Genomic DNA, 23,029 nt, shown 5'->3' with positions numbered 1-23,029 from the left:
CTGGCATCTTGCGCCCTGCTTCTGTAGTTCTTGCGCCTCGCATCCCGATAGACCGACTGAGGAGACTGCCCATGCCCGCTTCATCGATCGATCACGCCTTTACCGCGCGGACGAACACCGGCCGTTCGAGTGATCCGACCTATGCAGGGGCACTGTCTTTCATGCGCCGCAAATATTCGAAGAACGTCGCCGGCGCCGACGCTGTCGTCTGGGGTATTCCGTTCGATGCCGCCGTCACCAACCGGCCCGGCGCACGCTTCGGCCCGCAGGCGATTCGCCGCGCGTCGGCGATCTTCGACTGCGACCCGCAATATCCGTTCAACCGCGACCTGTTCGAGGATCTCTCGGTCGTCGACTATGGCGACTGCCTGCTCGACAGCGGCAATCACCAGAAGACGCCTGGGACGATCGAACGCGAGGCGGCCAAGATCCTCAAGTCCGGCGCCTTCCTGCTGACGCTCGGCGGTGACCATTACGTCACCTGGCCGGTGCTGAAGGCGCATGCCGCGATCCACGGTCCGATGGCGCTGGTGCAGTTCGATGCGCACCAGGACACCTGGCCAGACGACGGCAAGCGCATCGACCACGGCTCGTTCGTCGGGCGCGCGGTGCGTGACGGCATCATCGACCCCGACCGCTCGATCCAGATCGGCATACGGACGCACGCGCCGGAGGATTTTGGCATCAAGATCCTCTACGGCCACGAAGTGGAGGAAATGCGCGCCGCCGACATCGCCTATGCGATTGCCGAGCGTACCGGCGGCAAGAAGACCTATGTCACCTTCGACATCGACTGCCTCGACCCGGCCTATGCACCCGGAACGGGCACGCCTGTCGCAGGTGGCCCGTCATCGGCCAAGATCCTTTCGGTGCTGCGCCAGATGACCCAGATCGATATTGTCGGCGCCGATATCGTGGAGGTTGCACCGGTCTACGACCATGCCGATATTACGGCCATCGCCGGATCGACGGTCGCGATGCACTATCTCGGCCTGCTGGCTGAACGGAAGGCACGAGACAACGGCTGAGGCGATGATTCAACGGCTTGCCGGCTTGAGTCCGATTTTGGCCACAACCCTCTGACACTGCTTAATTTTCGACGGAACGACAGACAATGAAACCGAAAATCTTCATCGACGGCGAGCACGGCACCACGGGCCTCCAGATCCGGACGCGACTTGCCGCCCGCGACGATCTTGCCGTCCTGTCGATTCCGGAGGCCGAGCGCCGCAACGTCGATCTCAGGGCCGAGCGGCTGCACGAGGCCGACGTCGCCATCCTGTGCCTGCCCGACGATGCATCCAAGGAGGCTGTGCGCATCCTTGAAGGCAACAATTCGACGCGCGTCATCGACACCTCGACGGCGCACCGCGTCCACCCCGACTGGGCCTATGGTTTCGCCGAAATGGACGCTGCCCAGCGCCAGTGCATCGCCGATGCACGGCTGGTCGCCAACCCGGGCTGCTATCCCACCGGCGCCATCTCGCTCATCCGCCCGCTGGTCGCGGCAGGCATCTTGCCCGCCGACTATCCGGTCAGCGTCAATGCCGTCTCTGGCTATACCGGCGGCGGCAAGCAGATGATCGCCCAGATAGAGGACCCCAGCCGGGAGGATCACATCGCCTCGCCGCACTTCCTCTACGGGCTGCCGCTGATGCACAAGCACGTTGCCGAGATGAAGCAGCACGGCCTGCTCGACCGGCGGCCGATCTTTGCGCCGTCGGTTGGCCGCTTTGCCCAGGGCATGATCGTGCAAGTGCCGCTGCACCTCGCCGATCTCAACGGGGCGGTGTCGATCGCCGACATCCATGCGACGCTCGCTGCGCACTATGCCGGACAGGACATCGTCGAAGTCGTATCGCTGGCGACCAGCGCCAAGCTTGATCGCCTCGACCCGACCGAACTGGCCGACAGCGACCGCATGAAGCTCTACGCCTTCGGCACGGAAGGCCAGGGCCAGGTCAATCTGGTCGCCCTGCTCGACAATCTCGGCAAGGGCGCCTCGGGTGCAGCCGTGCAGAACATGGACCTGATGCTCGGGCTCAAGCACTAAGGTGGATCAGGCTGCCTTTCCAGCGCGCTGGAACGTCAGCGATCCGCAGCTCATCGCAGAGACATTCTCCAGCCGCATCTGGAAAGTGCGGCTGGCCGACGGCGGTCCAGCGGTGATCAAAGCCCTCAAGCCGTTCGATGATGTCGCCGACGAGCTGCGCGGCGCGCATTATCTGTCGTGGCGCGATGGCGTGGGCGCGGTGCGGCTGCTTGGCTTCGAGGGGCACAGCATGCTTCTCGAATATGCCGGCGACCGGCTTCTGGCCGACGAGTTGAACGCGCATGGCGACCGCCACGCCACCGACATAGCCAACGAGGTGATGGCAAGGCTGTTGTCGTCGTCCGACATCCCTCCCCCTGCCGACCTGCAGCCGTTGAGAGAGAGGTTCGCCAGCCTGTTCAAGAAGGCCCGGATCGACCACCATGCCGGCGTGGAGAGCCTCTATGTCGAGACGGCCGCGGTTGCCGAGCGCCTGCTGTCAAACCCGCACGAATTGCGCGTGCTGCATGGCGACCTGCATCACGACAACATCCTGCTTGGCGAGCGTGGCTGGCTGGTGATCGATCCGAAGGGCATTCTTGGCGACCCCGGCTTCGACGCAGCGAATTTCTTCTACAATCCGCTGGACCGCCAGGGCGATCTTTGTCTCGATCCGGAGCGCATCGCGCATATGGCCGAGACCTTTGCCAGAACGCTTGGCCAGCGCCCCGACGCGATCCTCGACCATGCCATCGCCTGGGGCTGCCTGTCGGCTTCCTGGCACGCGGAAGACAACAACGACGAGGACGAACAGAGCGAACTCGGCGTGGTCGCTGCAATCCGCGACGTGCGCTCTAGCTTCTGACTTCCACGTCGTTCTCCAGGGCATAAGCGCCCTTGGTGCCGCGCCAATGGGCGGTGGCGAAGATCAGCACGACCAGCGCGAATCCCTGATGCAGCAGCGCCCAGTGCATATGCGCCTGCATGAGCAACGTGCCGACGCCGATAGCGCCCTGCCCCACGATCAGCAGCGCCAGCAGCCATGCCCGGCGCGCGTGCGTCGACCCAGGTGCTGCCCGCATAGTCGAAAATGCGTGCCACAGCGCCACCACCAGAACCGTATAAGCAAACATGCGGTGGACGAACTGGACCGTCTTGGGACTTTCGAAGAAGTTGCGCCATATCGGCTCGATGACGAGCAGATCACCGGGAACGATGGCGCCATCCATCAGCGGCCAGGTATTGTAGGAGAGGCCGGCATGCAGGCCCGCGACCAGCGCGCCGAGATAGATCTGGAACAGGACCAGCAGCACCATGATGCCCGAGAAGCGCTGGACGCGGCGATCGGCCGGCGTTTGCGAATAGGTCGCGAGGCCGCGCGCGATGTAGGTGACGGCCATGACGATGATGCAGGCGAAGGTCAGGTGGATCGCCAACCGGTACTGGCTGACCGAAACCCGCTCCGAAAGACCCGAGGCAACCATCCACCAGCCGATGAAGCCCTGGAAGCCGCCGAGCGCCAAAAGTCCGACCAAGCGCGGCTTGAGGCGGCGTTCCAGGCGGCCGGTGAGCCAGAAGAAGGCAAGCGGAACCGCCACCAGGAAGCCGACGCCGCGGGCAAGCAAACGATGCGCCCATTCCCACCAGAAGATGCCCTTGAACTCGTCAACGGTCATGCCCTTGTTGATCTGCTCGTATTGCGGGATCTGCTGGTATTTTTCGAACTCTTCCTGCCATTCGGCCTGATTGAGCGGCGGGATGACGCCGTGGATCGGTTTCCACTCGGTGATGGAAAGCCCCGAACCGGTCATGCGCGTGGCGCCGCCGACCATGACAAGAGCGAACAGGACCAGGAGCACGACATAGAGCCAGCCGCGCACGAGCGTGCGATTGCGCAGTTCGCGGTTTCGCTCGGCAAGCGGTGCGGCGGTGTTGGTCATGGCTGACATTGCAATCGTTCCCGGCTCGTTCGAAACCGCGGGACTGGTGGACCATAGCGGCCCCGCTGGCAAGTTCGGCCCACGCGACACGCAGTCGCGCCGCATGTCCTCACCGGTTGCGCCGGTTGGCCAGAGCGACTATGCGGAACCTGGACAAAGGATCAAGAAATGCCCGTGCGCGTCAAGAAGCTGATCGGAACCGTGCTGCTGGTGCTGCTGGTGATCGTCTACGCGCTGATCGCGACCATGGTGGCGGTGGCACAGCTGTCGCAGTCGGGCCCGGTCGTCCACCTCGCCTTCTTCTTCTTCAGCGGGCTGCTGTGGATCCTGCCGGCGATGTGGATCATCAAATGGATGCTCAAGCCGTCGAAGGCCGCCGGCCGCTAAACATCACACAGTGACGACCCGCCGGCCGCCGTTGGCCAGCAGCGTCGTCGTGCCCGACAGCATGGCCCGCACCGCCGCGAGATCCTGATACCTGCCGTTGACCGAAAGCCTGGGAAGGGCGTGCAGGTTACCGGCATGCTCGGGCCGCAGGATGCCGTGACGCGTGGTCACCGCCGAGAGATAGCCTGCCTCGCGCGCCAGTTCGGTCTCGCGCAAACCCGCCGCCGCCGGATAGCCGTAGGGATAGGCAAAATGGCGCGGTGCATAGCCAAGCTCGGCTTCGATCATGCTGCGCGAGCGGTACATCTCGCGCAATGCGACTTCCCTGCTCAAACGCTTGAGATTGTAGTGGTGCACGGTATGCGCGCCGATGGTGACCAGCGGGTTCTCGGCACAGCGCCTGATCTCGTCCCAGTTCATCAGCAGCTTGCGGTTGAGGGCCGAAGCGTCGACGCCGGCCATTTCGGCCCAACGGCGCAGAACAGCGCGCTGATCTTCCTCGCGCACGTCCGTGGTGATGTGGGCCGACAAGCGCCGGAACGCGTTCGATCGTCCTTCCGGCGTCGAGCAATCGAGTTTCACCTCGCCCTCCGGCATGGCCACAGAAAGCGGCCTGCCTGCCTCGACAATGTCGTCGAGCACCTCCCACCAAAGATCGGCGTCGCCGCCAGTCAGGCCCGAGGCGACGTAGATGGTCATCGGGGCTGCGTGTTTTTCCAAAACAGGGAGCGCTTCGGTGAGGTTGTCGCGATAGGCATCGTCGGCAGTCAATGCTGCAAACCGACCGCCCTTGTCGCCCAAGCGCAGGCGCGCCACGGCCTCGTCCATCGAGACGAAGGCATATCCCATGCGCTTCATCTCGCCGATCAGCGCGTCGAGGAAGTGCGGCGCGATGCTGAGATGGCGGTTGGGCCCTTCCGGTCGATCGAGGAAGGCAGTGACCCGATGCAGCATGAGAATAGCGCCGACGCTGCCGACGAGCGGCCTGGCCAGCGCACCCAGCCCTGCATATCCGATCAGCATGAGAGCCAGCTTACGGGCTGCGTCGATCATTCCTTCACCTTTGGTGCGTAGGCTTGGCCGCATCGAACACGCAGGGAACGCGTTCCACATGCCGATGAATAGCCGGCAAGGATTGAAGTATGGTTGACGCCGCCCCCCGCGAAAACAGCGCCTTGTTGCGCCAGGGCGCGAATGCTGGCGACATCCTGACCGCTGTCGCCATTCCAGCCACGCGCGAGGCAATCAAGGCCTATGGCAAATCGGCAGGAGTCTCGGCACCGGCACAGTGCCCGGGATGGGTGTCTACCTGGATCGAAACGAATAATGTCGATGCGGTTATTGCGACGCTGAACGCCAAGGGACGGCCGGTGCTGTCCGTTGCGCTTGAGGTAAGCCACGAAGGGCCGTTCCGCATTGCCCGATTTCTCAGCGGCAAGCACGCGAACGGCAATTTTCCGGCAGCTGACAGGAACTGGCTGGCAACGGCAAGCACTGCCGAGATTGAAAGCCTCATCGGCTCGATCCGCCAGGCACGTCCGGATATCGACGTGGTCGCGTTCGACCGCCTCATCACCGATCTCGACGGGCTGCCCAATCCGCTGCTCAAGCTCATTTCCACGCCTAGCCCCAACTTCGCCCTGGGGGTCGACCTGGTCGGCGGTTTCGAGGCGGTTCTGACGCGCACCAGCGGCAAGAAGAAACGCAAACGGCATCGCAGCCAGGAACGCAAATACGACGCCGTGGGCGGTGCCCGCCGTATCGTTGCGACGACAGAAGCGGACGTCAACGCCATGCTGGACGCGTTCTTCGCGATGAAGGAACAGCGTTTTGGCGCTATGGGCATTACCGACGTCTTCGCCGATGCCGGCGTCCGTACATTCTTCCGCAAGCTGTTTGTCGATGCACTGCAGAAAGACCCGTCGCCCTTTATCCTTCACGGCCTGGACGTCGGCGGAAAATACCGCGCGGTCACCGGGTCGAGCCGCGCCGGCAACCGCATGGTCTGCGAATTCGGCGCCATCGCCGACGACGAACTGGGCTATGTCAGCCCGGGCGAATACCTGTTCTTCGACAACATCTCCGAGGCTTGCGACCAGGGCTTCGACATCTACGATTTCAGCGTCGGCGACGAGCCGTACAAACGGCAATGGTGCGATATCGAAATCCAGCACGCCGACGTTCTGGTGCCGATGACGGCAAAGGGCCGGCTCTATGCGCTCGGGCTGAAGTCGACCGCGCGGCTCAAGAGCGCGGTCAAAAACAACACCACGTTATGGGCCGTGGTAAAGCGTCTGCGTTCGGGCGTGCGCGGTAAGGCTTCGCCTGCAGGGGAAGACTAGGCCGCCGAGCGCGTCGGCTGTGGCGTCGTCGGCAAGTCATGGCCAACCGGAGTCACCAGGATGACATCCTCATAGCCGCCAGCACGCAGGCCATCGGCCACATCGGCGATCTCGTCGTCATGCTGAAGGAAGCTGACCAGCACCTCGGTACCGTCGCCGACCAGGCGCCTGATCTCGTCGGCATCGGCCGGGCCGCATTCGACGACCACCAGATCATAGGCCGTCGTCAACGATTCCATGATGATCGGCAACCGATCGGCGGCACGCATGGCGCGCGCCGGATCGGCGGTGCCCACCGGCATGACATCGCAGTCCGAATAGTGGTCGGCGCGGATGACATCGCTAAACTGGGCCTCCGAAGCCAGCAGGTTGGTGATGCCGGGATAGCGGCCACCATCGAGCATCGGCCGAGAGGCAGCACCTGAGGCGGTCAGATCGAGCAACAGCACGCGCAGGCCGGTGTCGGCCACTTCGCGGGCCACAAGTACCGCGGTCGCCGCCGCGTCATCACCTTCGGGCGAAATGAAGATTGCGCGCGCGGCACCGCCAGCGATGAGCCTTTCGGCTGCGGTCTCGATGCTGATGCCGGCATGGGGCTTGGCCGGCATTGCAGCGACGAGAGGCTCTTCGTCGTCAAGCGGCTGAACTTCGGGCTGCGCATCTTCGTATTCGACGGCGACGACCGGCTCTCCGGCATCATCCCACGACCGGGGCTCCGCTTCGTCGGGCAGGCTTGCCGCGCGGCGCACCGGCATGGGAACCTGTGTCACCGGTGACACGCGGGAACCGGCAGCCGGGCGCATCGCACGGCCGGAGAACAGCTCCCGCAGCAATGTGAAGATTGCCATCAACAGCAGCGAACCGACGAATGCCGCACCGACGATCGGCATGACCTTGGGGAAATAGGATTCGGACGGCACGATGGCGCGCGAAAAGACGCGTGCGTCGACCGGAAGATAGTTGCGATCCTGGCGCGATGAGGCCTCGCGGTAGCGGGTCAGGTAGGATTCGAGAAGCGCGCGCTGGGCGGCGGCTTCGCGCTCGAGCGCCCGCAACTCGACTTCTTCTTCCGACACCCGCCCGGATTCCACTTTCAGCCTGTTGAGGTCGGCAACCAGCTGCTTTTCGCGAAGATCGGCGCTCGCAGCCTCATTAACCAGGCCCGCAAGAACCTTTTCCGCCTGCGCACGTATCTGGACATCCAGGTCGGCAAGTTGGGAATTGAGCGCCTTGATGCGTGGATGATTGGGCAGCAGGGTCGTCGAAAGATCGGCAATGTCGGTCCGCAGTTGGATCTGCCGCTCGCGCAGGCGCTGGATAAGGCCCGAAGACAGAACCTCCGGCACCGCGTCGATCGAGCCGCCGTTCTTCAATGCCTGGCGCACGCTCTGGGCTGTCGCCTCGGCGGCCGAGCGGTTGGCACGAACGCGCGACAATTCGCTGGAGAGTTCGGAAAGCTGCTGGGTGGCAAGCGCAGAATTGTTCTGGCCGATCAACAGGTCGGACTGCGACCGGAAGCTGGCGACGCGCGCTTCGGCATCCTTGACGCGCTGGTTCAGGTCGGCGATTTCGGGCTTCAGCCAGTCGGTCGCCTCGGTGCTCGACTCGAGCTTGGACGTGCGCTGGAAGGCCAGATAGGCGTCGGCAATGGCGTTCGGCACTTCCGCGGCGAGCTTGGGATCCGATGACGAGAACTGGATGACGATGACGCGCGACTTCTCGACGCGATAGATGGTCAGCTGCTCGCGGAACGCCTTGAGTACACGTTCCTCCGGCGGCATTTCATTTGGATCGGCCTTGAGCCCGGCAATGACCAGAAAACGCGAAATCGTCGACATTTCTTCGGCCGCGTCGAATTCCGGCCGGCTTGCCAGATCGAGCTGCTTGGCAACCTGCTTGAGGATGTCGGTCGAACCAATGACCTCGACCTGACTGGTCACCCCCTCCTCGTCGAGCATGGGTCGTTCGTTCTCGCCGCTGCCGTCGGGTCGCGTGAAGACCGATTCCCGCGTTTCGATCAAAAGGCGCGTCTCGGCGCGGTAATGAGGCGTCGCCAGCGAAGCAAGCACAAAGGCCAGACCGGTGACGGCCAATGCAACCAACAGCAAGCGCAGCCAGTTTCTCGCAAGACTGGCGAAGAGATGGCCGAGATCAACATCGACATCACCGGCAGTGGATTGGACGCCAGACATGCATTCCTACTCCCGAGGCTAGGCAGGCTGCATGGTAAACAAACATGGTAACTCAGGCGTTAACATCGCCGAGCGGCACTCTCCTGCGCGCAAGCAAGATTGCCCAGCCCTTTACCCGGCATTAACCCTAACAAGACGATAACGGACGCGAACCGATATCCCGCAGCGTGGCGGCAAGCAGTCGAAGGTGTGTCTGCCGAAATGAAAAGCTCCCTTGCCGTCAGCCACGCGCTTGTTGCCGTCATGCTCGCCCTCACCGGCTGCTCGAGCTACAAACCGGCACCGGCTGCTTTTCATGAGGTTCTCGACCAGCCCTACCGCCTCGGCGCCGGCGACCGAATCCGGGTCACCGTGTTCGAGCAGGAAGGACTGACCAATACCTACAGCGTCGACCAGTCGGGCTACATCTCCTTCCCGCTCGTCGGCGGCGTTGCGGCGCGCGGCTACACCGCGCAGGAAGTCGAGAAGGCATTGGCAGCCAAGCTGCGCCAGGGTTATCTGCGCGATCCCGACGTTTCGGTCGAGGTCGACCGCTACCGGCCGATCTTCGTCATGGGCGAAGTCGGAGCCGCAGGCCAATATTCCTATGTTCCCGGGCTGACCGTGCAAAAGGCCGTGGCCATGGCCGGCGGCTACAGCGCCCGCGCCAACCAGGGCAATGTCGACATCACCCGCGACATCAACGGGAAGGTGATGACCGGTCGCGTCGTGACCAGCGACCCGCTCCTGCCCGGCGATACGATCTACGTCCGCGAACGGCTGTTCTAAGTCGCCGTGCAGCAGACCGTGCCCCGCAAGCTCCGGATCGTCCACTGCTTCAGGTCGCCGGTCGGCGGCATCTTCAGGCATGTGCGCGACCTGACCGAGGCGCAGGTGGCAGCCGGCCATCAGGTCGGCATCATCTGCGACTCGACGACCGGCGGCGAACACGAGGAGCGCCTGTTCGAGGCGATCCGGCCCATGCTCGCACTGGGCATCAAGCGCACATCAATGCAGCGCCACGTCGGCCCCGGCGACATTGCCGACGGCTGGCGCACCTACAAGATCATCAAGGAATTGCGGCCGGACGTGCTGCACGGGCACGGCGCCAAGGGTGGCGTCTATGCACGTGCGTTCGGCTCACTGTTGCGGGTTTCAAGGTATTGCGTGGCCCGCCTCTATTCGCCGCATGGCGGCAGTCTGCACTATGACGAGAGGACCGTCACCGGAAAGCTGTTCTTCGGCCTCGAACGCCTGATGGAACGCTTCACCGACCACCTCTTGTTCGTCTCCGACTACGAACGCCGCACCTTCATCCGCAAGGTCGGCGCGCCGCGCGTGCCGAACAGCCTGGTCTACAACGGGCTGAGGGACGAAGAATTCGAGCCGGTGCCCGCCGGCGGCGCCGACTTTCTCTATATCGGGATGATGCGCGACCTGAAGGGCCCAGACCTTTTCATCGACGCGCTGGCCAGACTGCGGCAAGATCTCGACCGCAAGGTCACTGCCGTGATGGTCGGCGACGGCGAGGACCTGCCGCGCTACCGTGCGCAGGTCGAAAGACTTGGCCTCGCCGACGACGTCCGCTTCATGCCGCCCATGCCGGCCCGGCAGGCATTCGCCCTTGCCGGCTGCGTCGTGGTGCCCTCGCGTGCCGAAGCCATGCCCTACATCGTGCTCGAGGCGTTGGCCGCGGGCAAGCCGATCATTGCGACTGCCGTCGGCGGCATTCCTGAAATCCTGGGAGCAAACTCCCCTGCCCTTGTCATGCCAAGTGCCGAGGAAATCAGCAAGAAGATGCGATTGGTGCTGGAAACGCCCGATACATACGCAAAACTGATGCCTGGGGCTGTCGATCTGAAGTCCCGCTTCGGGGTGGCTGTGATGGCCAGCGATGTCGAGAAAGCATATTTCTCAGCCCTCTTGCCGCGCCGCGGCTGAATACCTTTAGAAGTCGCCCGACCCGCTCAAGAGTTTCTTAGCTCATCTTTGCTATGCCGATCTGGCAATCGGGCAGCCGACCAACAGATCGACGACAATGACCAACTCCGACCCCAAGCACCGCTTCAGCGCGGAAGCCGTCAAGGCGGCTAGCGGCGACGGCACGAAGTCCGATACCGCCAAGCTGAGCAGCGTCGCCCAGGAAGTGGCGGCCCAATACCGGCGCGACACCATGTCCCCGGTCATGGTCAGCGGCTGGCTGCGCCTCGCCGAGTTCGCTTTTCTTGTTGTGTCAGGACTGGCGCTCTATGCCTACCATGTCGGCTTCCTCAGCCATCTCAGCTGGCAATACCCGCTCGTCATCCTGGCTGGGTCCTTTGCAGCGGTCCTCTTCTTCGAAGTCATGGACTGCTACCAGTTGCAATCGCTACTGCGGCCGAGCGGCTCGATCGGGCGGATCGCCCTGGGTTGGGCAACGACCTTTGCGCTGATGTCGCTTACGGCCTTCTTCATGAAGGTTTCGGCAGAATATTCCCGTCTGCTGTTCGGCAGCTGGTTCGTCCTTGGCCTGTCGTTGCTGATCGGGTTGCGCCTGGTCATGGCGCGCGTCATCCGCAAGTGGGCGCGCAACGGGCGGATGGAGCGGCGCGCCGTCATCGTCGGCGGCGGCAAGGCCGCCGAGGTGCTTATCCGATCGATCGAACAGCAGCCGTACAACGACATCCGCATCTGCGGCATCTTCGACGACCGCGACGACAGGCGCTCGCCGCCGATCGTCGCCGGTTATCCGAAGCTCGGGACGGTTTCGGAACTGCTGGAATTCGCGCGCATCGCCCGCATCGACATGCTGATCGTCTCGCTGCCGCTGACGGCGGAGACCAGGGTGCTGCAGCTGCTGAAGAAACTGTGGGTGCTTCCGGTCGACATCCGGCTGTCGGCGCATTCCAACCAGTTGCAGTTCCGGCCACGCGCCTATTCCTACATCGGCGCCGTGCCGATGCTCGACATCTTCGACAAGCCGATCAACGACTGGGATTCGGTTGCCAAACGCGCATTCGACATCGCTTTCAGCCTGCTCGGCATCATCGTCTTTTCGCCTGTCATGATCGTCACCGCCATCGCCATCAAGCTCGACAGCAAGGGCCCGATTCTGTTCCAGCAGAAGCGCCACGGCTTCAACAACGAGGTGATCGAGGTCTACAAGTTCCGCTCGATGTATACGGACCAGTCGGACCCGTCGGCGCGCAAGAGCGTGACCAAGAACGACCCCCGCGTCACCCGTGTCGGCCGCTTCATCCGAAAGGCCTCGATCGACGAGTTGCCGCAGTTCTTCAATTCGCTGTTCGGAAGCCTGTCGCTCGTCGGTCCACGCCCGCACGCGATCGCGGCCCAATCGCACAACCTGCTCTATAATGAAGTGGTCGATGGCTACTTCGCCCGCCACAAGGTCAAACCCGGCGTCACCGGCTGGGCACAGATCAACGGCTGGCGCGGCGAGATGGACACCGACGAGAAGATCCGCAAGCGCACGGAATTCGATCTCTACTACATCGAGAACTGGTCTCTCTGGTTCGACATGAAGATCCTGTTCCTGACGCCGATCCGCCTGCTCGACACGGAAAACGCCTATTGAGCGCGATCACCTACGATCTGCCGCGGGCTGCGATCAATGCCAAGCTGATCGGGCTGATTTCCACCGGCGCCATTGCGCTGGGCGTGTTGCTGTCCGGGTTCGTCATCCGCGAGCCTGCCCCATACGAGCTCTACATGGCCGGGCTGATTGCCGTCTGGTCGCTCTTCGGGTTGCGCATCACGCGGGCCATCACGCCGCTGGTTGTCCTGCTCGTGGTGTTCAACATCGGCGGCATGATTTCGATGACCCAGATGTCGAACCTGATGGGCACGCCGCTCTATCTTGCTGTATCGCTTTTCCTGGCATTCACCGCGATCTTCTTTGCCGCGGTGACGGAGACCGATCCGAAGCTCTACCGGGTCATCTTCCTGTCCTGGGTAACGTCGGCCGTGGTCACCTCGGTGCTCGGCATTCTCGGATATTTCGGCGCCGTGCCAGGGGCCGAGATGTTCACCAAGTTCGGCCGCGCCGCCGGCGCTTTCCAGGACCCCAACGTCTTCGGGCCGTTCCTGGCCCTGCCAGGTATCTACCTGCTCTTCCGCGTCTTGACCGAACGTCCCGCCAGGATGGCGCTACATGCGGTGCTGCTGCTGGTCGTCACCGGCGGAATCTTCCTGTCCTTCTCGCGCGGTGCCTGGGGCCTGTTTGGCGCGTCGGCAATCCTGCTCACCGGCTTCCTGTTCCTGCAGAGCAACAGCGGCCGTTTCCGGCTCAGGATCGCAGTCATGAGCATGGCCGTCGTGACATTGCTGGCTGCCGCACTGCTCGTTGCGCTCCAGATTCCCGGCATCGGCGAACTGTTCGCGACACGCGCCCAGCTCGTGCAGGATTATGATGGGGCGCGGCTCGGCCGCTTCGCCCGCTACGCCATCGGTTTCCTGCTGGCCACCGAAAAGCCGCTCGGCATCGGTCCGCTGGTCTTCGGCCAGATCTATGGCGAGGACACGCACAACATCTGGCTCAAGGCGCTGATGGACTATGGCTGGCTCGGCTTCGCCAGCTACCTGACGCTGATCGTGTGGACCGTAGCCGCTGGCTTCCGCATCCTCCTGCGCAACCGGCCGTGGCAGCCCTACCTGCTGTCTGCCTATGTCGTGTTCCTCGGCCACATCGCCCTTGGCACCGTCATCGACACCGACCACTGGCGCCATTTCTACCTGCTGCTCGGGCTGATCTGGGGCGCGATCGCGCTCGAGGCACGCCACCAGCGCGCCTTCGACGCCGCCAACTGACGCGGTCATTGCCGGCGATTGCGCCCATCATTCCGGCTTGGCGAACGTTGCGGCACCCATTTGCCGGCTCAAATTGCCGTGAGCGATTTGTGACACAGAGTTACCGCTCGGCCAGTGGCAATCGGACAGATAGGCGCCTATGTGTCTGTGGTAAGCGAAATGGCCGACAAAAAATTCCGGCTACGCTACCGAAAAGTGAAAGGAATAATACAATGAACAAGCTCATCCTCGCCGCTTCCGCATTTGCTCTTATGACCGGCGCTGCACTTGCTTCGTCCTCTGACGGTGTTGTTGCCAAGATCAATGCCGACGCTCGCGTCATTACTCTCGAGAGCGGCCAGAGCTACACCGTTCCGCGTGACGTTGCTCTGCCCGCGATCCAGGCCGGCGAAAAGATCTCGATCCAGCTCAACGACGAAGGCGACCGCGTCCAGAGCGTTCTGCGCTAAGCCGCCACCAACGATGGCTTGATGCCCCAATCAAACTGTCGCGATTGCCAAAAGAAAGCCATGGGTCCTCCCACCCATGGCTTTCTTTGCGTTTGGCGCCCGGGCAACCGGCAACATGCGATGGGCCAACAGCTAGAACCCAACGCATCCGCAAACGACTGCGCCTTGAGGCACCCGCATGCTCGGCGCCTCCCTTGCCTGGCTGGCTGAAGCCCCTCCTCCCTATCCCTCTCGTCCACGCCCCGCGACCGCTAGGCGACAAGGTCCAGCCATCCTCCACTGAGTGCGGCGGCCAGACCCCAATACTTGGTGCCCTGCATCAAGAGATAGCAGCCTGCGAAAGAAGGCCATCGGCCCTTCTTTGCGTTTGGACTTCCGGATAGCCACCGAGCAACCCGCTCTCTCGGCGCCCGCCGCACTCATCCGCCGGAAATCCCATCACCGCCTGCCGGCAGCCCCAAAGCCAGCGCCCCCGGCATCGCCTGCCCCTTTGTACCAGGCGCAGGCACCAATTCCGCACTGACAACGCCGGCCACCAGAGTTCGGGCATCCACCGCAACGAGTCACATCCGCAGCCGGCCATTGCACACACGGAGCCGCTTTTGTGAACAGTCCGGCACCATTTGCCGGCTCAACACGGCGTGACTGCTTTGTGAATCAGAGTGACCACCCGGCCCGTAGCAATCACAGAGATAGGCACCTATCTGATTGTGGTAAGCGAAATGACGAAATAAACGGCTCGTCCTCGCTACGAAAAAATGAAAGTAATACGAAAATGAGCAAGATCATCCTCGCCGCATCGGCACTTTCTATCATGGCAGGCGCTGCCTTTGCTTCGCCAGCTAACGGAATTGTTGGAAATATCAACACCGGCACCCGCGTCATTACTCTTGAAAGCGGCAAGAGCTTTACCATCCCGCACGACGTTGCCCTGCCTGCGATCCAGGCCGGCGACACCGTCTCGCTCCAACTGAACGATGAAGGCGACAAGGTCCAGGCCGTCCTCCGCTAAGTGCGGCGACTCCGAGACTTGGTGACCTGCAACAAGAAATAGCAGCCGGACAAAGATTTCGGCCTCGCTACGGCCCTATGAAAGGAATACGAAAATGAAGACGATCATCCTCGCCGCCTCTGCACTTTCGATCATGACCGGCGCCGCATTTGCCTCGACTGCAAGTGGTGTCGTTGGCAACATCAATGCGGAGACGCGCGTCATTACCCTGGAAAGCGGCAAGAGCTACACCGTTCCGCGTGACGTCGCCCTGCCCGTGATCCAGGCCGGCGAAACCGTCTCGATCCATTTCAACGACGAAGGCGACAAGGTCCGGGCGGTTCTCCGCTAAGTGAGGCCGCATCGAGAGGCCGATTTCCGTCGGCCTGTCAGACTCAGAAAAGCCATGGGCCCCCACCCGTGGCTTTTTCTTTTTCCGCGATGAGCGCCACAACTTCAACGGAACCCGCCGGCCCAGGCGTCGCGCGTGAACGATGGCTTTCCATTCCGGTTTCAGCGCGCCGGGCAAGATCGCGTGATCAAAACGTGTCCCGAGTTTACCGCGGCGGCAGCAACAAGCGGACGCTGCCGGTCGTAGTTGTAGATGTCACCCGAGGTGCCCCAGGGCCCCGGACCTCAACAACCACCATAGGGAGTTACGATCATGAACAAGCTCATTCTTGCCGCCGCCGCGATAGCCCTTTTTTCAGGCTCGGCCCTCGCATCCGACGCCAGCGGCATCGTCGCCCGGTTCAATGCCGGCGCTCGCGTCATCACCCTGGATCATGGCGGCAGCTATACGATTCCGCGCGACGTTGCCTTGCCGTCGATCAAGGTGGGCGAGAAGGTGACGATCCTGCTCAACGACGAAGGCGACGTCGTCCGCAACGTCTTTGTCAGCCCGCAGTCGATGATGTGACTGCCGGTGCCGTCAGCGGCACGCTACGATCAACGCCATGGGCGCAAGCGTCCATGGCGTTCTTGCGGAACAGCGTTGCGAGCCGTTGTGCTCGCAATGCAAATGGAAATCAGGGGAAGGGATATAATGGTCGGAGTGGCCGGATTCGAACCGACGACCCCTTGACCCCCAGTCAAGTGCGCTACCGGGCTGCGCTACACTCCGGACCGAGGGGAGCCATATATATTCAGGGTTTGCGGCGCAAGGCCTAAAACGCTCGCCGAGAACAGAAGCCGATCATTTCCGGCAATGTGGGATCAAGCCAGACGAAAAGTCCCACAGTGTTCGCGGCCCGTTCTGTGGATATCTGGCGACTGCGAATCGCCCCCCTGCCCCCCGCTGGCGCGGTCAAAGAGTTGGTGATGGCGACAGCCTTGGAGGCCTCCCGTCCGTATTCCCGAAAGAACCGCGGCAATTGCAGCGGGCCGCATCGTTCGACCAGCTTCCATTCGTCGCTCCGCAGCCAGGCGCCGTTGACGCGGCCGCCCTCTCGGTCCTTGGCAGGATCGAAATGCGTGCCCTCGAACTCAGCCGCAAAGACGTCAGCGTCAGCCTTGGTCGCGAAGCAATAAAGCCGAAAGTCCTCTTGCTTGCCGTTCGGCCATATTGCCGTGACCTGCTGGGTCTTGGGGCGGGGTTCGAAGCGCCGGCAATACCGCTCAAGGAGATCGTAGTTCTCCATGCAGCACAGGTCGTTCGGCAGCGCGACCTGATGCGGTAAGTTCTGGCGGATGTACCAGCGCTTTGAATTCTCGCGCTTCTTGGAGGACGTCATTCTTCTTTCCACACAGGGATGCGCCTGATCTTGATCGCCACGAGTTTGCGGATCTTCAACCCGACAGCCTCGCCAGCAGTCGGCACTAACCGCGAGACGTCGAGATTGCCGTGCGTCCCAGTCGGCGTGTTCTCGCAAACCATCCGAAGGGCAAGGGAATCGACGTCCACGTCGCCGCAAGCGGATATGGCTCGGATCTGTTCGGCGCGGCATGAGAACGAAATAGGAACAAATGCCTTGCTAAGTCAACAGCCGCTAATATACCGCCTCGGACGGAGTGTTGCAGCGCTACAACTGTGCATATTTTCACAACCGGAAAGGGTGACCGCAGGTTGCGCACGCATTTGGCGAGCGCTATAGAACCGTCAAATAATGAGGTGGGGCATGAAATCGATTCTATTGACCGCGACCTTCCTGTGCGCTGTCTCGGGCGCTGCGTTTGCAGCCGATACTGTGGAAGTTGCTCCTGTTTCCGCCGGTTTCATCTGGACCGGGGGATATGTTGGCCTTCAGGCTGCTTACGGCTGGGGCGATACACGATTTGACGACGGCGCCACCTCCAACTGGTTTGATGTGGACGGCTTTGCCGGCGGTCTTACAGCCGGTTACAACGTGCAGTTCGCAGGCAACTGGGTCGCCGGCATCGAGGCCGACCTCTCAATTTCCGGCGTTGACGGAGCCTTTGGCCCGGGCAATTTGGGGCAGCCGGACGGTAGCAGCTGGGGCTGCGGTTCCGACGCCTGTACGACCGACGTAGATTGGTATGCTACCGCCCGCGCTCGACTAGGCTATGCTTTTGACAATCTGTTGGTTTACGGAACTGGCGGTCTCGCTATTGGCCGGGTCAAGTCGCAGATCGTCGATGACTCGGCTTTCTACGTCTCCGACACGAACATTGGATGGTCTGCCGGTGCTGGCGTTGAATATGCGCTAAACCAAAACTGGTCCGTCAAAGCCGAGTATCTCCACGTCGATCTGGGGTGGACCGAACTCGCAAACGACTTTTTTAAATCGGAAACCAAATTCGACACTGTTCGCCTCGGGGTGAATTACAGGTTCTAAGATAGCCGACACGCAATCAAACCCCGGCTCCGGCCGGGGTTTTTGTATTCGGAGATTGCCATTCACATAGCGCGGACCTGCGCTATCGTCATGCATCCGGTCTATTCGCCGGGCAGACGAGATCAATCCTCAATCGGGTCGAGAATGTCGGGCGTGTCATTTCGCGGTGATCCGACCTTCCGGCCGATCTTCCACATCGTCATCCGGTCCGACGGGAACGGCTTCATCAGGTCGGCAGGGTCCAATTCTGGCCCGATCCACCGGGCATAGTCGGAAGGTGCCAGGATGACCGGCATCCTGTCATGGATCGTCGCCATCAGTTCGTTCGGCGGACAGGTGACGACGCAGAAGGTCTGTACCAATTCGCCTGTGGCAGGGTTGCGCCAGATGTCGAAGATGCCGGCCAGCGCGAAGGGGCGAGCCGTCCTTCATGGCGATGGCGTAGGGTTGCTTGTCCTTGCCCGTGCCATGGATGTCCCGCCATTCGAAATAGCCGTCGATCGGTATCAGGCACCGCCTGGAGGCGTAGGCGCGCTTGAACATGCCACTGGTAGCGTTGGTCCCGGAACGAGCATTGATCGACGGTGGCCTCCTCGAGCCCGCTTCCTTCTGCCAGGATGGGATCAACCCCCATTTGGCCGAGACGAACATCGCGCTGCCCTTCACCGCGTCATCCTGCACGATGATGGGATAGGTCAGGCCTGGGGCGCGCCGTTGTAGCGCGGAAAGGCATTGTCGAGGCCACCAACGGCTGTTGGATCGGCGAAGCGAAAGCTACGCAGCATTTCGGCGAGGGTTCGATTTGACAAAGTCGCGGCCGCACATGGGGCCAGCATACCCATCAATTCCACCGGAGCAATATCGAGCAGGCGGCGTCGTATTTGACGGAACGAAGTCGAATCCATATCACTCTCAATAGAGTGAGAGCGACGCGGCAAATATGTCTAGCATCACGTTGGAAGACTTCAATAATCTCGTCCATTCGGTCTATCAAGCAGGTTTGGACCCTCGGGAATGGTCGCTGTTCGTCGAGAATTTGGCGGGCTTTCTGGGTGGAACGATAGTCTGCTTGCAAGCGCATGACGCTGTCGCCAGCGCTGGCCTTGGATTGGTGTCGTCCAAAACAGATCCCGATTTCCTGAGCGCTTATGACGCGTATTATGCGGCCAAGAATGTCTGGGCACCAGGCTTGGCCAAAGCATCGACCGGGAAGGTCGTTCAGTCGGAACAGCTTTACGACAGAGATGAATTCTTCAGGACCGAATTCTACAATGATTATTTCAGCACTCAGGGGCTTGTGGCGGCCAGTGCCATCGTCCTGCACAACGCTCCAGACAGACTTCTGTTTCTATCAGGCAACATACGATGCAAGGAAGCCGAATGGGTGCGAGCACCATTGAGCCGGTTGCTCGACCTTCTTGGACCTCACATCTCGCGTTCATTCGACTTGCTGCGCCATGTCCCTACCTTGGTCAATGGTGAAGACTATCGCGCCACTGCCCAGCTTGCGGACGATGCGATGTTCTTTATCGACCGGTCGGGGCGGATCACTTACTCCAACCGGGCTGGCGATGCACTGCGTCGGGAAAATACGATAATCCGCGTCGATCGTGCGGGGTACATGCATTTGCTAGACTTGGAGGCCGATGCGGCGCTGCAAGCTGCTTTGGGCGCAATGGCCAGGGCAAATTACGCGCAATTGCAGCGGGACTTCGTAGTTCGATGTGCAACCGGCTCGCCTCTGCAAGCGATCCTCGCCCCGGTTCGTCACAATGCCAAGTCATTGATGTTCGATTGTCTATTCGAAGACCATCCGGTCGCAATGTTGGTTTTCCACCGCCAAACGGAATGCGCAAATTCGGATGTTCCATCACTCGACAGATACGGGATGACGCCGGCGGAGCTGGCGCTGGCCAAGGCTATAGCGGAGGGCATCTCCCCCCGCGAGTATGCCGACATCCGGTCGATCAGCGCAGTTGAAGTCCATTTATGCAAAAACCGAAACCAGCAGGCAAAGCCAGCTCGCAGTGTTGATTGCACGCGAACACCCACGCCTTTAACAAAGTTGCGGTCGATGGATCGAGGCTTGGCAACGATCTCGCCTCGGGTACTTTGCCAACACATGTCTTCTGGCCGGCCCGCTCTAATATGATCACGGCACACATAACCCACCTAGGTGATGCGAAGACCTTGTCCAAGCGCATAGGTTAGCGCATCGCGCGTTCAGGCCGATGTGCCTGCTGGGCTTGGGGATTAGAATGGAATTGAGGAAATTGGCTCTCGCAGCGTCGGCTGCGTGGCTAACCGGCGCCTTTGCGGCCAGCGCCCAAGACACACACTCGGATGACAAGCGGAAATCGGTCCGAATAACGATCGACGGGCAGGTATCCAACGATGAGTTCCAAGAGCGGCTCAGTGCACGAATCGTTGCTGCATTTGCCGATCTCCCAATCGCGTTCGGTGCGACCGCGGAGAAGGGAAATGGCCTTGAACGATTGATGCTCGGCAGCGCTGCAAATCTGAGCGAGGCATTGGATTTTAGCATCACCGGTCAATTCGTCCGCGAAGATGCAGACAAAGTCTTCGGATTGGCCACCGATCAAAACGTAGACACCTGGAGCATCGCGAGTTCCCTTGATCTGCGTCTCAACGGCTCATCAAAAATTTCCCTTGGCGTCGACGGCTGGAACAGTCCCTCAGTCCTGCTGGCGGATACGCCAATCTTCCAAACACGCTTCGACGGCGCCAGCGGAACCCGCATTTCGGCTGGCCTGGAAACGTACCTCGACCCGACACTGAGGGTGGATGCAAAGCTAGGCTATGAACTGGCCGTTGAAAACGGCGACGATGGAATCTTTGCGAAGATCGACTTCAGCAAGGCCTTTGGAAAGCTTTCGGTCGAAGGCTCGGCTTGGACTTCGCCAAATTTCGGCGACGGCGGACAGATTGGGCTGGGCTATCGTTTCGACTCCGACCTGATTGCATCCGTCTATGCCGGCTATCGTGATGGCGCAACCGAAGGGGCCTATGCCGGTGCAAGGCTCTCCATAGAGTTCGGACCGAGCACATCCGAGGCCAACGGCGCACTGGCCGACCGCCTCGACCGGCAGATGCAACATGCCCAACTGACGATGCCTGGCGTTCCCAAGACGGCCCGCACCTCGACGGTCACTAAGGTCACCTTCCCCTTCGTGACCGCCTACGGTGACGTATGCCAGACTGTCGAAGCGACACCCGGCTGTACGTTCTTCGGTGCCGACGGCACGCGCATCACTGTTGCCGAAGATCCTGACTACAACAAATTCGGAAATGGCGCCGACGACCTCTGGTATGTCAGGTTTGATATTTCGGGGCGCGGAGCCATTTACAATCAGCTGGGGCAATTTCAGCGATATGAAGACGTTAGTGCGTTTTCTGGATATATGGGCGGAACGACGATAGGCGTTGGAAACACTGGGTTTTACTGGGAAAACGTAGTCAATGGGACATATTGGCTGGGCAAAAATAGTGTTCTCTATTCAGCCAATATGAGCGGATCCAACTTCGGACAGGCAATCAACTAGGTAATTCTACAGACAACGCCGAAGCCGACATCGATGTCCACACGACAACGGTCGGGCTGAATTACCGGCTTTGAGGGGTACACACTCCCCTAGCTCCGGCCTCGCGGGTTTTTGCTTGCACCTGAAATGCAATAGCCTCGCCGGCCGGAGCCCGCGGGCGAATGAGCGTCAGGCGCGTCGCAACGTGCGTGCTGCGCAAGAGCGTCCAGGAGCTGCTGGGCCATCGCGACGTCGCGACCACCACCAAATATGCCATGCGATGAAAGAAGACGTGCGTGCTGCGCTGGAAGCAACCAGCCCCACGAAAAGTCCCACAACTAGTGCAGCGACAGATCAGAATGCATTGGATTCTTTGAATAAAGCGCGCTGAGAGACTATACCCCCCAGTCAAGTGCGCTACCCGGCTGCGCTACACTCCGGACCGGTCGCGATGTATCTTGATAATGGCGTCCTGGTCAACCCAATTCGGCGGCTTTCCCGCCAAACTTCTCCATCGCGAGGCAAGATATTGATGCCGCTGGCCAAAATCCCAGTGGAGCCGCTTCAGCGCACCTGATCGAGCAGCCGCTTGCACTCGAGAAGGTCGAACAAGGCCTCCTGCAGCAGGGCGCGATTGTCGCGGGAAAGCTTGCCACTGTCGGCGGCAACGGGCCCGTCTTCGTCGCCCTTTCCAAGCCCGAAGAAACGGCGGCTCGGCTTGGCCCTCGCCTCGCCGACCAGCATCTCCTCGTCGGTGCCGCGCAGCTGGGCTGCGGGCGTCATCGGGGCTTCGGCCTGCTTGCGCTGGGCGATCGCCTCGACAGCCTTCATGTCGCCGCTGCCGACTGCGACGAGGAACTGGTTGCCGTTGTCGCGCAACAGCTTCTGCACACCCTTGATGGTGTAGCCCTGCTCATAGAGCATGTGCCGAATGCCCTTGATGAGCTCGACATCCTGCGGCCGGTAATAGCGGCGGCCACCACCGCGCTTCATCGGCTTGATCTGGGTGAAACGCGTCTCCCAGAAGCGCAGTACGTGCTGCGGCAAGTCGAGGTCTTCGGCCACTTCGCTTATGGTGCGGAAGGCGTCGGGGCTCTTGTCCATGGTCGCCACTTTCGCAAAAACGATTCGTGATTCATTTCAGCGGTTTGCGCGGCAACATTCAAGCCCGGTGCGAATCACACACCAGGCTTTCAACCGCTTAGAGCGGAGTATTCGCTATTTGGCGGCTTTGGACTTGCCGTTCTGGTGAGCCCGCAGGATGCGGCTCTTGAGCACGTTGGACGCCTTGAAGGTCATCACCCGGCGCGGCAGGATCGGCACTTCTTCGCCGGTCTTGGGGTTGCGGCCGACACGTTCGTTCTTGTCGCGGACATGAAATGTGGCGAAAGACGACAATTTGACTGTCTCGCCGCGCACGATCGCTTCGCAGATTTCGTCGAGAACCGTTTCGACCAGTTGCGCCGATTCGGTGCGCGAAAGGCCGACTTTCCGGTAGACGGATTCAGCGAGGTCGGCACGCGTAAGTGTCTTTCCCCCCATGCGACGGTCCAATCCTCAAAAATCTGAAATTC

General features: G+C 61.3%; 22 protein-coding genes, 1 tRNA gene and 1 pseudogene. 16 read left to right on the top strand and 8 right to left on the bottom strand.

The genetic code is table 11. The features are described 5' to 3' along the window. The first annotated feature begins 71 nt into the window (after positions 1–71). The 3 genes from speB to WHT83_RS13970 all read left to right on the top strand — a co-directional run bounded on the left by speB (position 72) and on the right by WHT83_RS13970 (position 2,897). Positions 72–1,028 carry an agmatinase gene (gene speB, locus WHT83_RS13980; protein ID WP_406871492.1) on the top strand — a complete coding sequence of 319 codons (957 nt, stop codon included), beginning with the start codon at positions 72–74 and terminating at the stop codon, positions 1,026–1,028. 86 nt (positions 1,029–1,114) lie between these two features. Next, positions 1,115–2,053: an N-acetyl-gamma-glutamyl-phosphate reductase gene (argC, locus tag WHT83_RS13975; RefSeq protein WP_406871491.1), complete on the top strand. Its 939-nt coding sequence runs from the start codon at positions 1,115–1,117 to the stop codon at positions 2,051–2,053. Between the two features lies 1 nt (position 2,054). After that, on the top strand, positions 2,055–2,897 hold the full coding sequence (locus tag WHT83_RS13970; protein WP_406871490.1) for an aminoglycoside phosphotransferase family protein: 843 nt from the start codon (positions 2,055–2,057) through the stop codon (positions 2,895–2,897). Here the strand turns inward: WHT83_RS13970 and WHT83_RS13965 are convergent. Then, entirely contained in the window at positions 2,887–3,981 is a 1,095-nt protein-coding gene (locus tag WHT83_RS13965; protein ID WP_406871489.1) for a COX15/CtaA family protein, read from the bottom strand. The genes WHT83_RS13970 and WHT83_RS13965 overlap by 11 nt on opposite strands. Positions 3,982–4,140: 159 nt before the next feature. Here WHT83_RS13965 and WHT83_RS13960 point away from each other — a divergent pair, with 159 nt between their 5' ends. Next, positions 4,141–4,359 carry a DUF2842 domain-containing protein gene (locus WHT83_RS13960; protein ID WP_183261809.1) on the top strand — a complete coding sequence of 73 codons (219 nt, stop codon included), beginning with the start codon at positions 4,141–4,143 and terminating at the stop codon, positions 4,357–4,359. 3 nt (positions 4,360–4,362) lie between these two features. Here WHT83_RS13960 and WHT83_RS13955 read toward each other — a convergent pair whose 3' ends face one another. Further along, positions 4,363–5,412, bottom strand: coding sequence for a polysaccharide deacetylase family protein (locus tag WHT83_RS13955; protein ID WP_406871488.1), 1,050 nt, complete (start codon positions 5,410–5,412; stop codon positions 4,363–4,365). 89 nt (positions 5,413–5,501) lie between these two features. Between WHT83_RS13955 and WHT83_RS13950 the strand changes: the two genes are divergently transcribed. Further along, the gene (locus tag WHT83_RS13950; RefSeq protein ID WP_406871487.1) at positions 5,502–6,701 is read left to right on the top strand and encodes a GNAT family N-acetyltransferase; all 1,200 of its coding nucleotides are present in this window, start codon (positions 5,502–5,504) and stop codon (positions 6,699–6,701) included. Here WHT83_RS13950 and WHT83_RS13945 read toward each other — a convergent pair. After that, positions 6,698–8,893 (bottom strand): GumC family protein, encoded by a 2,196-nt coding sequence (locus WHT83_RS13945; RefSeq protein ID WP_406871486.1) that lies wholly within the window; start codon positions 8,891–8,893, stop codon positions 6,698–6,700. The two genes, WHT83_RS13950 and WHT83_RS13945, sit on opposite strands and share 4 nt — an antisense overlap. A gap of 201 nt (positions 8,894–9,094) precedes the next feature. Between WHT83_RS13945 and WHT83_RS13940 the strand changes: the two genes are divergently transcribed. From WHT83_RS13940 to WHT83_RS13905, 8 genes are all read left to right on the top strand, one after another. Further along, positions 9,095–9,661, top strand: coding sequence for a polysaccharide biosynthesis/export family protein (locus tag WHT83_RS13940; protein ID WP_108609939.1), 567 nt, complete (start codon positions 9,095–9,097; stop codon positions 9,659–9,661). Between the two features lie 18 nt (positions 9,662–9,679). After that, positions 9,680–10,813 (top strand): glycosyltransferase family 4 protein, encoded by a 1,134-nt coding sequence (locus WHT83_RS13935; protein WP_406871485.1) that lies wholly within the window; start codon positions 9,680–9,682, stop codon positions 10,811–10,813. Between the two features lie 97 nt (positions 10,814–10,910). After that, positions 10,911–12,446, top strand: a complete 1,536-nt coding sequence (locus WHT83_RS13930; RefSeq protein WP_406871484.1) for an undecaprenyl-phosphate glucose phosphotransferase — start codon at positions 10,911–10,913, stop codon at positions 12,444–12,446. Then, positions 12,443–13,678: an O-antigen ligase family protein gene (locus WHT83_RS13925; protein WP_406871483.1), complete on the top strand. Its 1,236-nt coding sequence runs from the start codon at positions 12,443–12,445 to the stop codon at positions 13,676–13,678. Before WHT83_RS13930 ends, WHT83_RS13925 begins: the two co-directional genes overlap by 4 nt. Before the next feature lie 212 nt (positions 13,679–13,890). Further along, positions 13,891–14,127, top strand: a complete 237-nt coding sequence (locus WHT83_RS13920; protein ID WP_108608477.1) for a DUF1344 domain-containing protein — start codon at positions 13,891–13,893, stop codon at positions 14,125–14,127. A gap of 775 nt (positions 14,128–14,902) precedes the next feature. After that, complete coding sequence (locus tag WHT83_RS13915; RefSeq protein ID WP_183261822.1) at positions 14,903–15,139, top strand: DUF1344 domain-containing protein; 237 nt, start codon at positions 14,903–14,905, stop codon at positions 15,137–15,139. A 94-nt stretch (positions 15,140–15,233) separates the two neighbouring features. Further along, the gene (locus WHT83_RS13910) at positions 15,234–15,470 is read left to right on the top strand and encodes a DUF1344 domain-containing protein (RefSeq protein WP_108608479.1); all 237 of its coding nucleotides are present in this window, start codon (positions 15,234–15,236) and stop codon (positions 15,468–15,470) included. 312 nt (positions 15,471–15,782) lie between these two features. Continuing rightward, positions 15,783–16,037 (top strand): DUF1344 domain-containing protein, encoded by a 255-nt coding sequence (locus tag WHT83_RS13905; RefSeq protein WP_183261825.1) that lies wholly within the window; start codon positions 15,783–15,785, stop codon positions 16,035–16,037. Positions 16,038–16,164: 127 nt separating this feature from the next. Here WHT83_RS13905 and WHT83_RS13900 read toward each other — a convergent pair. Next, positions 16,165–16,241, bottom strand: a tRNA-Pro gene (locus tag WHT83_RS13900). Positions 16,242–16,284: 43 nt separating this feature from the next. After that, a complete protein-coding gene (locus WHT83_RS13895) occupies positions 16,285–16,851 on the bottom strand; it encodes a hypothetical protein (protein WP_406871482.1) in 567 nt (188 codons plus the stop codon). 384 nt (positions 16,852–17,235) lie between these two features. On the opposite strand from WHT83_RS13895, the gene WHT83_RS13890 reads away from it, so the two are divergent. Then, the gene (locus WHT83_RS13890; protein WP_183261829.1) at positions 17,236–17,913 is read left to right on the top strand and encodes an outer membrane protein; all 678 of its coding nucleotides are present in this window, start codon (positions 17,236–17,238) and stop codon (positions 17,911–17,913) included. 122 nt (positions 17,914–18,035) lie between these two features. On the opposite strand, the pseudogene WHT83_RS13885 reads toward WHT83_RS13890, so the two are convergent. After that, positions 18,036–18,738, bottom strand: a pseudogene (locus WHT83_RS13885) (SOS response-associated peptidase). A gap of 115 nt (positions 18,739–18,853) precedes the next feature. On the opposite strand from WHT83_RS13885, the gene WHT83_RS13880 reads away from it, so the two are divergent. Together WHT83_RS13880 and WHT83_RS13875 are read left to right on the top strand one after the other, a co-directional pair. After that, on the top strand, positions 18,854–20,065 hold the full coding sequence (locus tag WHT83_RS13880; protein ID WP_406871481.1) for a helix-turn-helix transcriptional regulator: 1,212 nt from the start codon (positions 18,854–18,856) through the stop codon (positions 20,063–20,065). Between the two features lie 106 nt (positions 20,066–20,171). Continuing rightward, positions 20,172–21,476: a hypothetical protein gene (locus WHT83_RS13875; RefSeq protein WP_406871480.1), complete on the top strand. Its 1,305-nt coding sequence runs from the start codon at positions 20,172–20,174 to the stop codon at positions 21,474–21,476. A gap of 543 nt (positions 21,477–22,019) precedes the next feature. On the opposite strand, the gene WHT83_RS13870 is transcribed toward WHT83_RS13875, so the two are convergent. Both WHT83_RS13870 and WHT83_RS13865 read right to left on the bottom strand, forming a co-directional pair. Next, positions 22,020–22,559 carry a MerR family transcriptional regulator gene (locus WHT83_RS13870; RefSeq protein ID WP_406871479.1) on the bottom strand — a complete coding sequence of 180 codons (540 nt, stop codon included), beginning with the start codon at positions 22,557–22,559 and terminating at the stop codon, positions 22,020–22,022. Positions 22,560–22,673: 114 nt separating this feature from the next. Next, complete coding sequence (locus WHT83_RS13865; protein WP_055971437.1) at positions 22,674–22,997, bottom strand: integration host factor subunit alpha; 324 nt, start codon at positions 22,995–22,997, stop codon at positions 22,674–22,676. Positions 22,998–23,029: the final 32 nt, after the last annotated feature.

The sequence above is a fragment of the Aminobacter sp. P9b genome (genome assembly GCF_045345995.1).
In the GTDB taxonomy this organism is placed as follows: domain Bacteria; phylum Pseudomonadota; class Alphaproteobacteria; order Rhizobiales; family Rhizobiaceae; genus Aminobacter; species Aminobacter niigataensis.
Note: the sequence above shows the minus strand (reverse complement) of the source record. Positions and strands in the feature narration are given on the sequence as shown.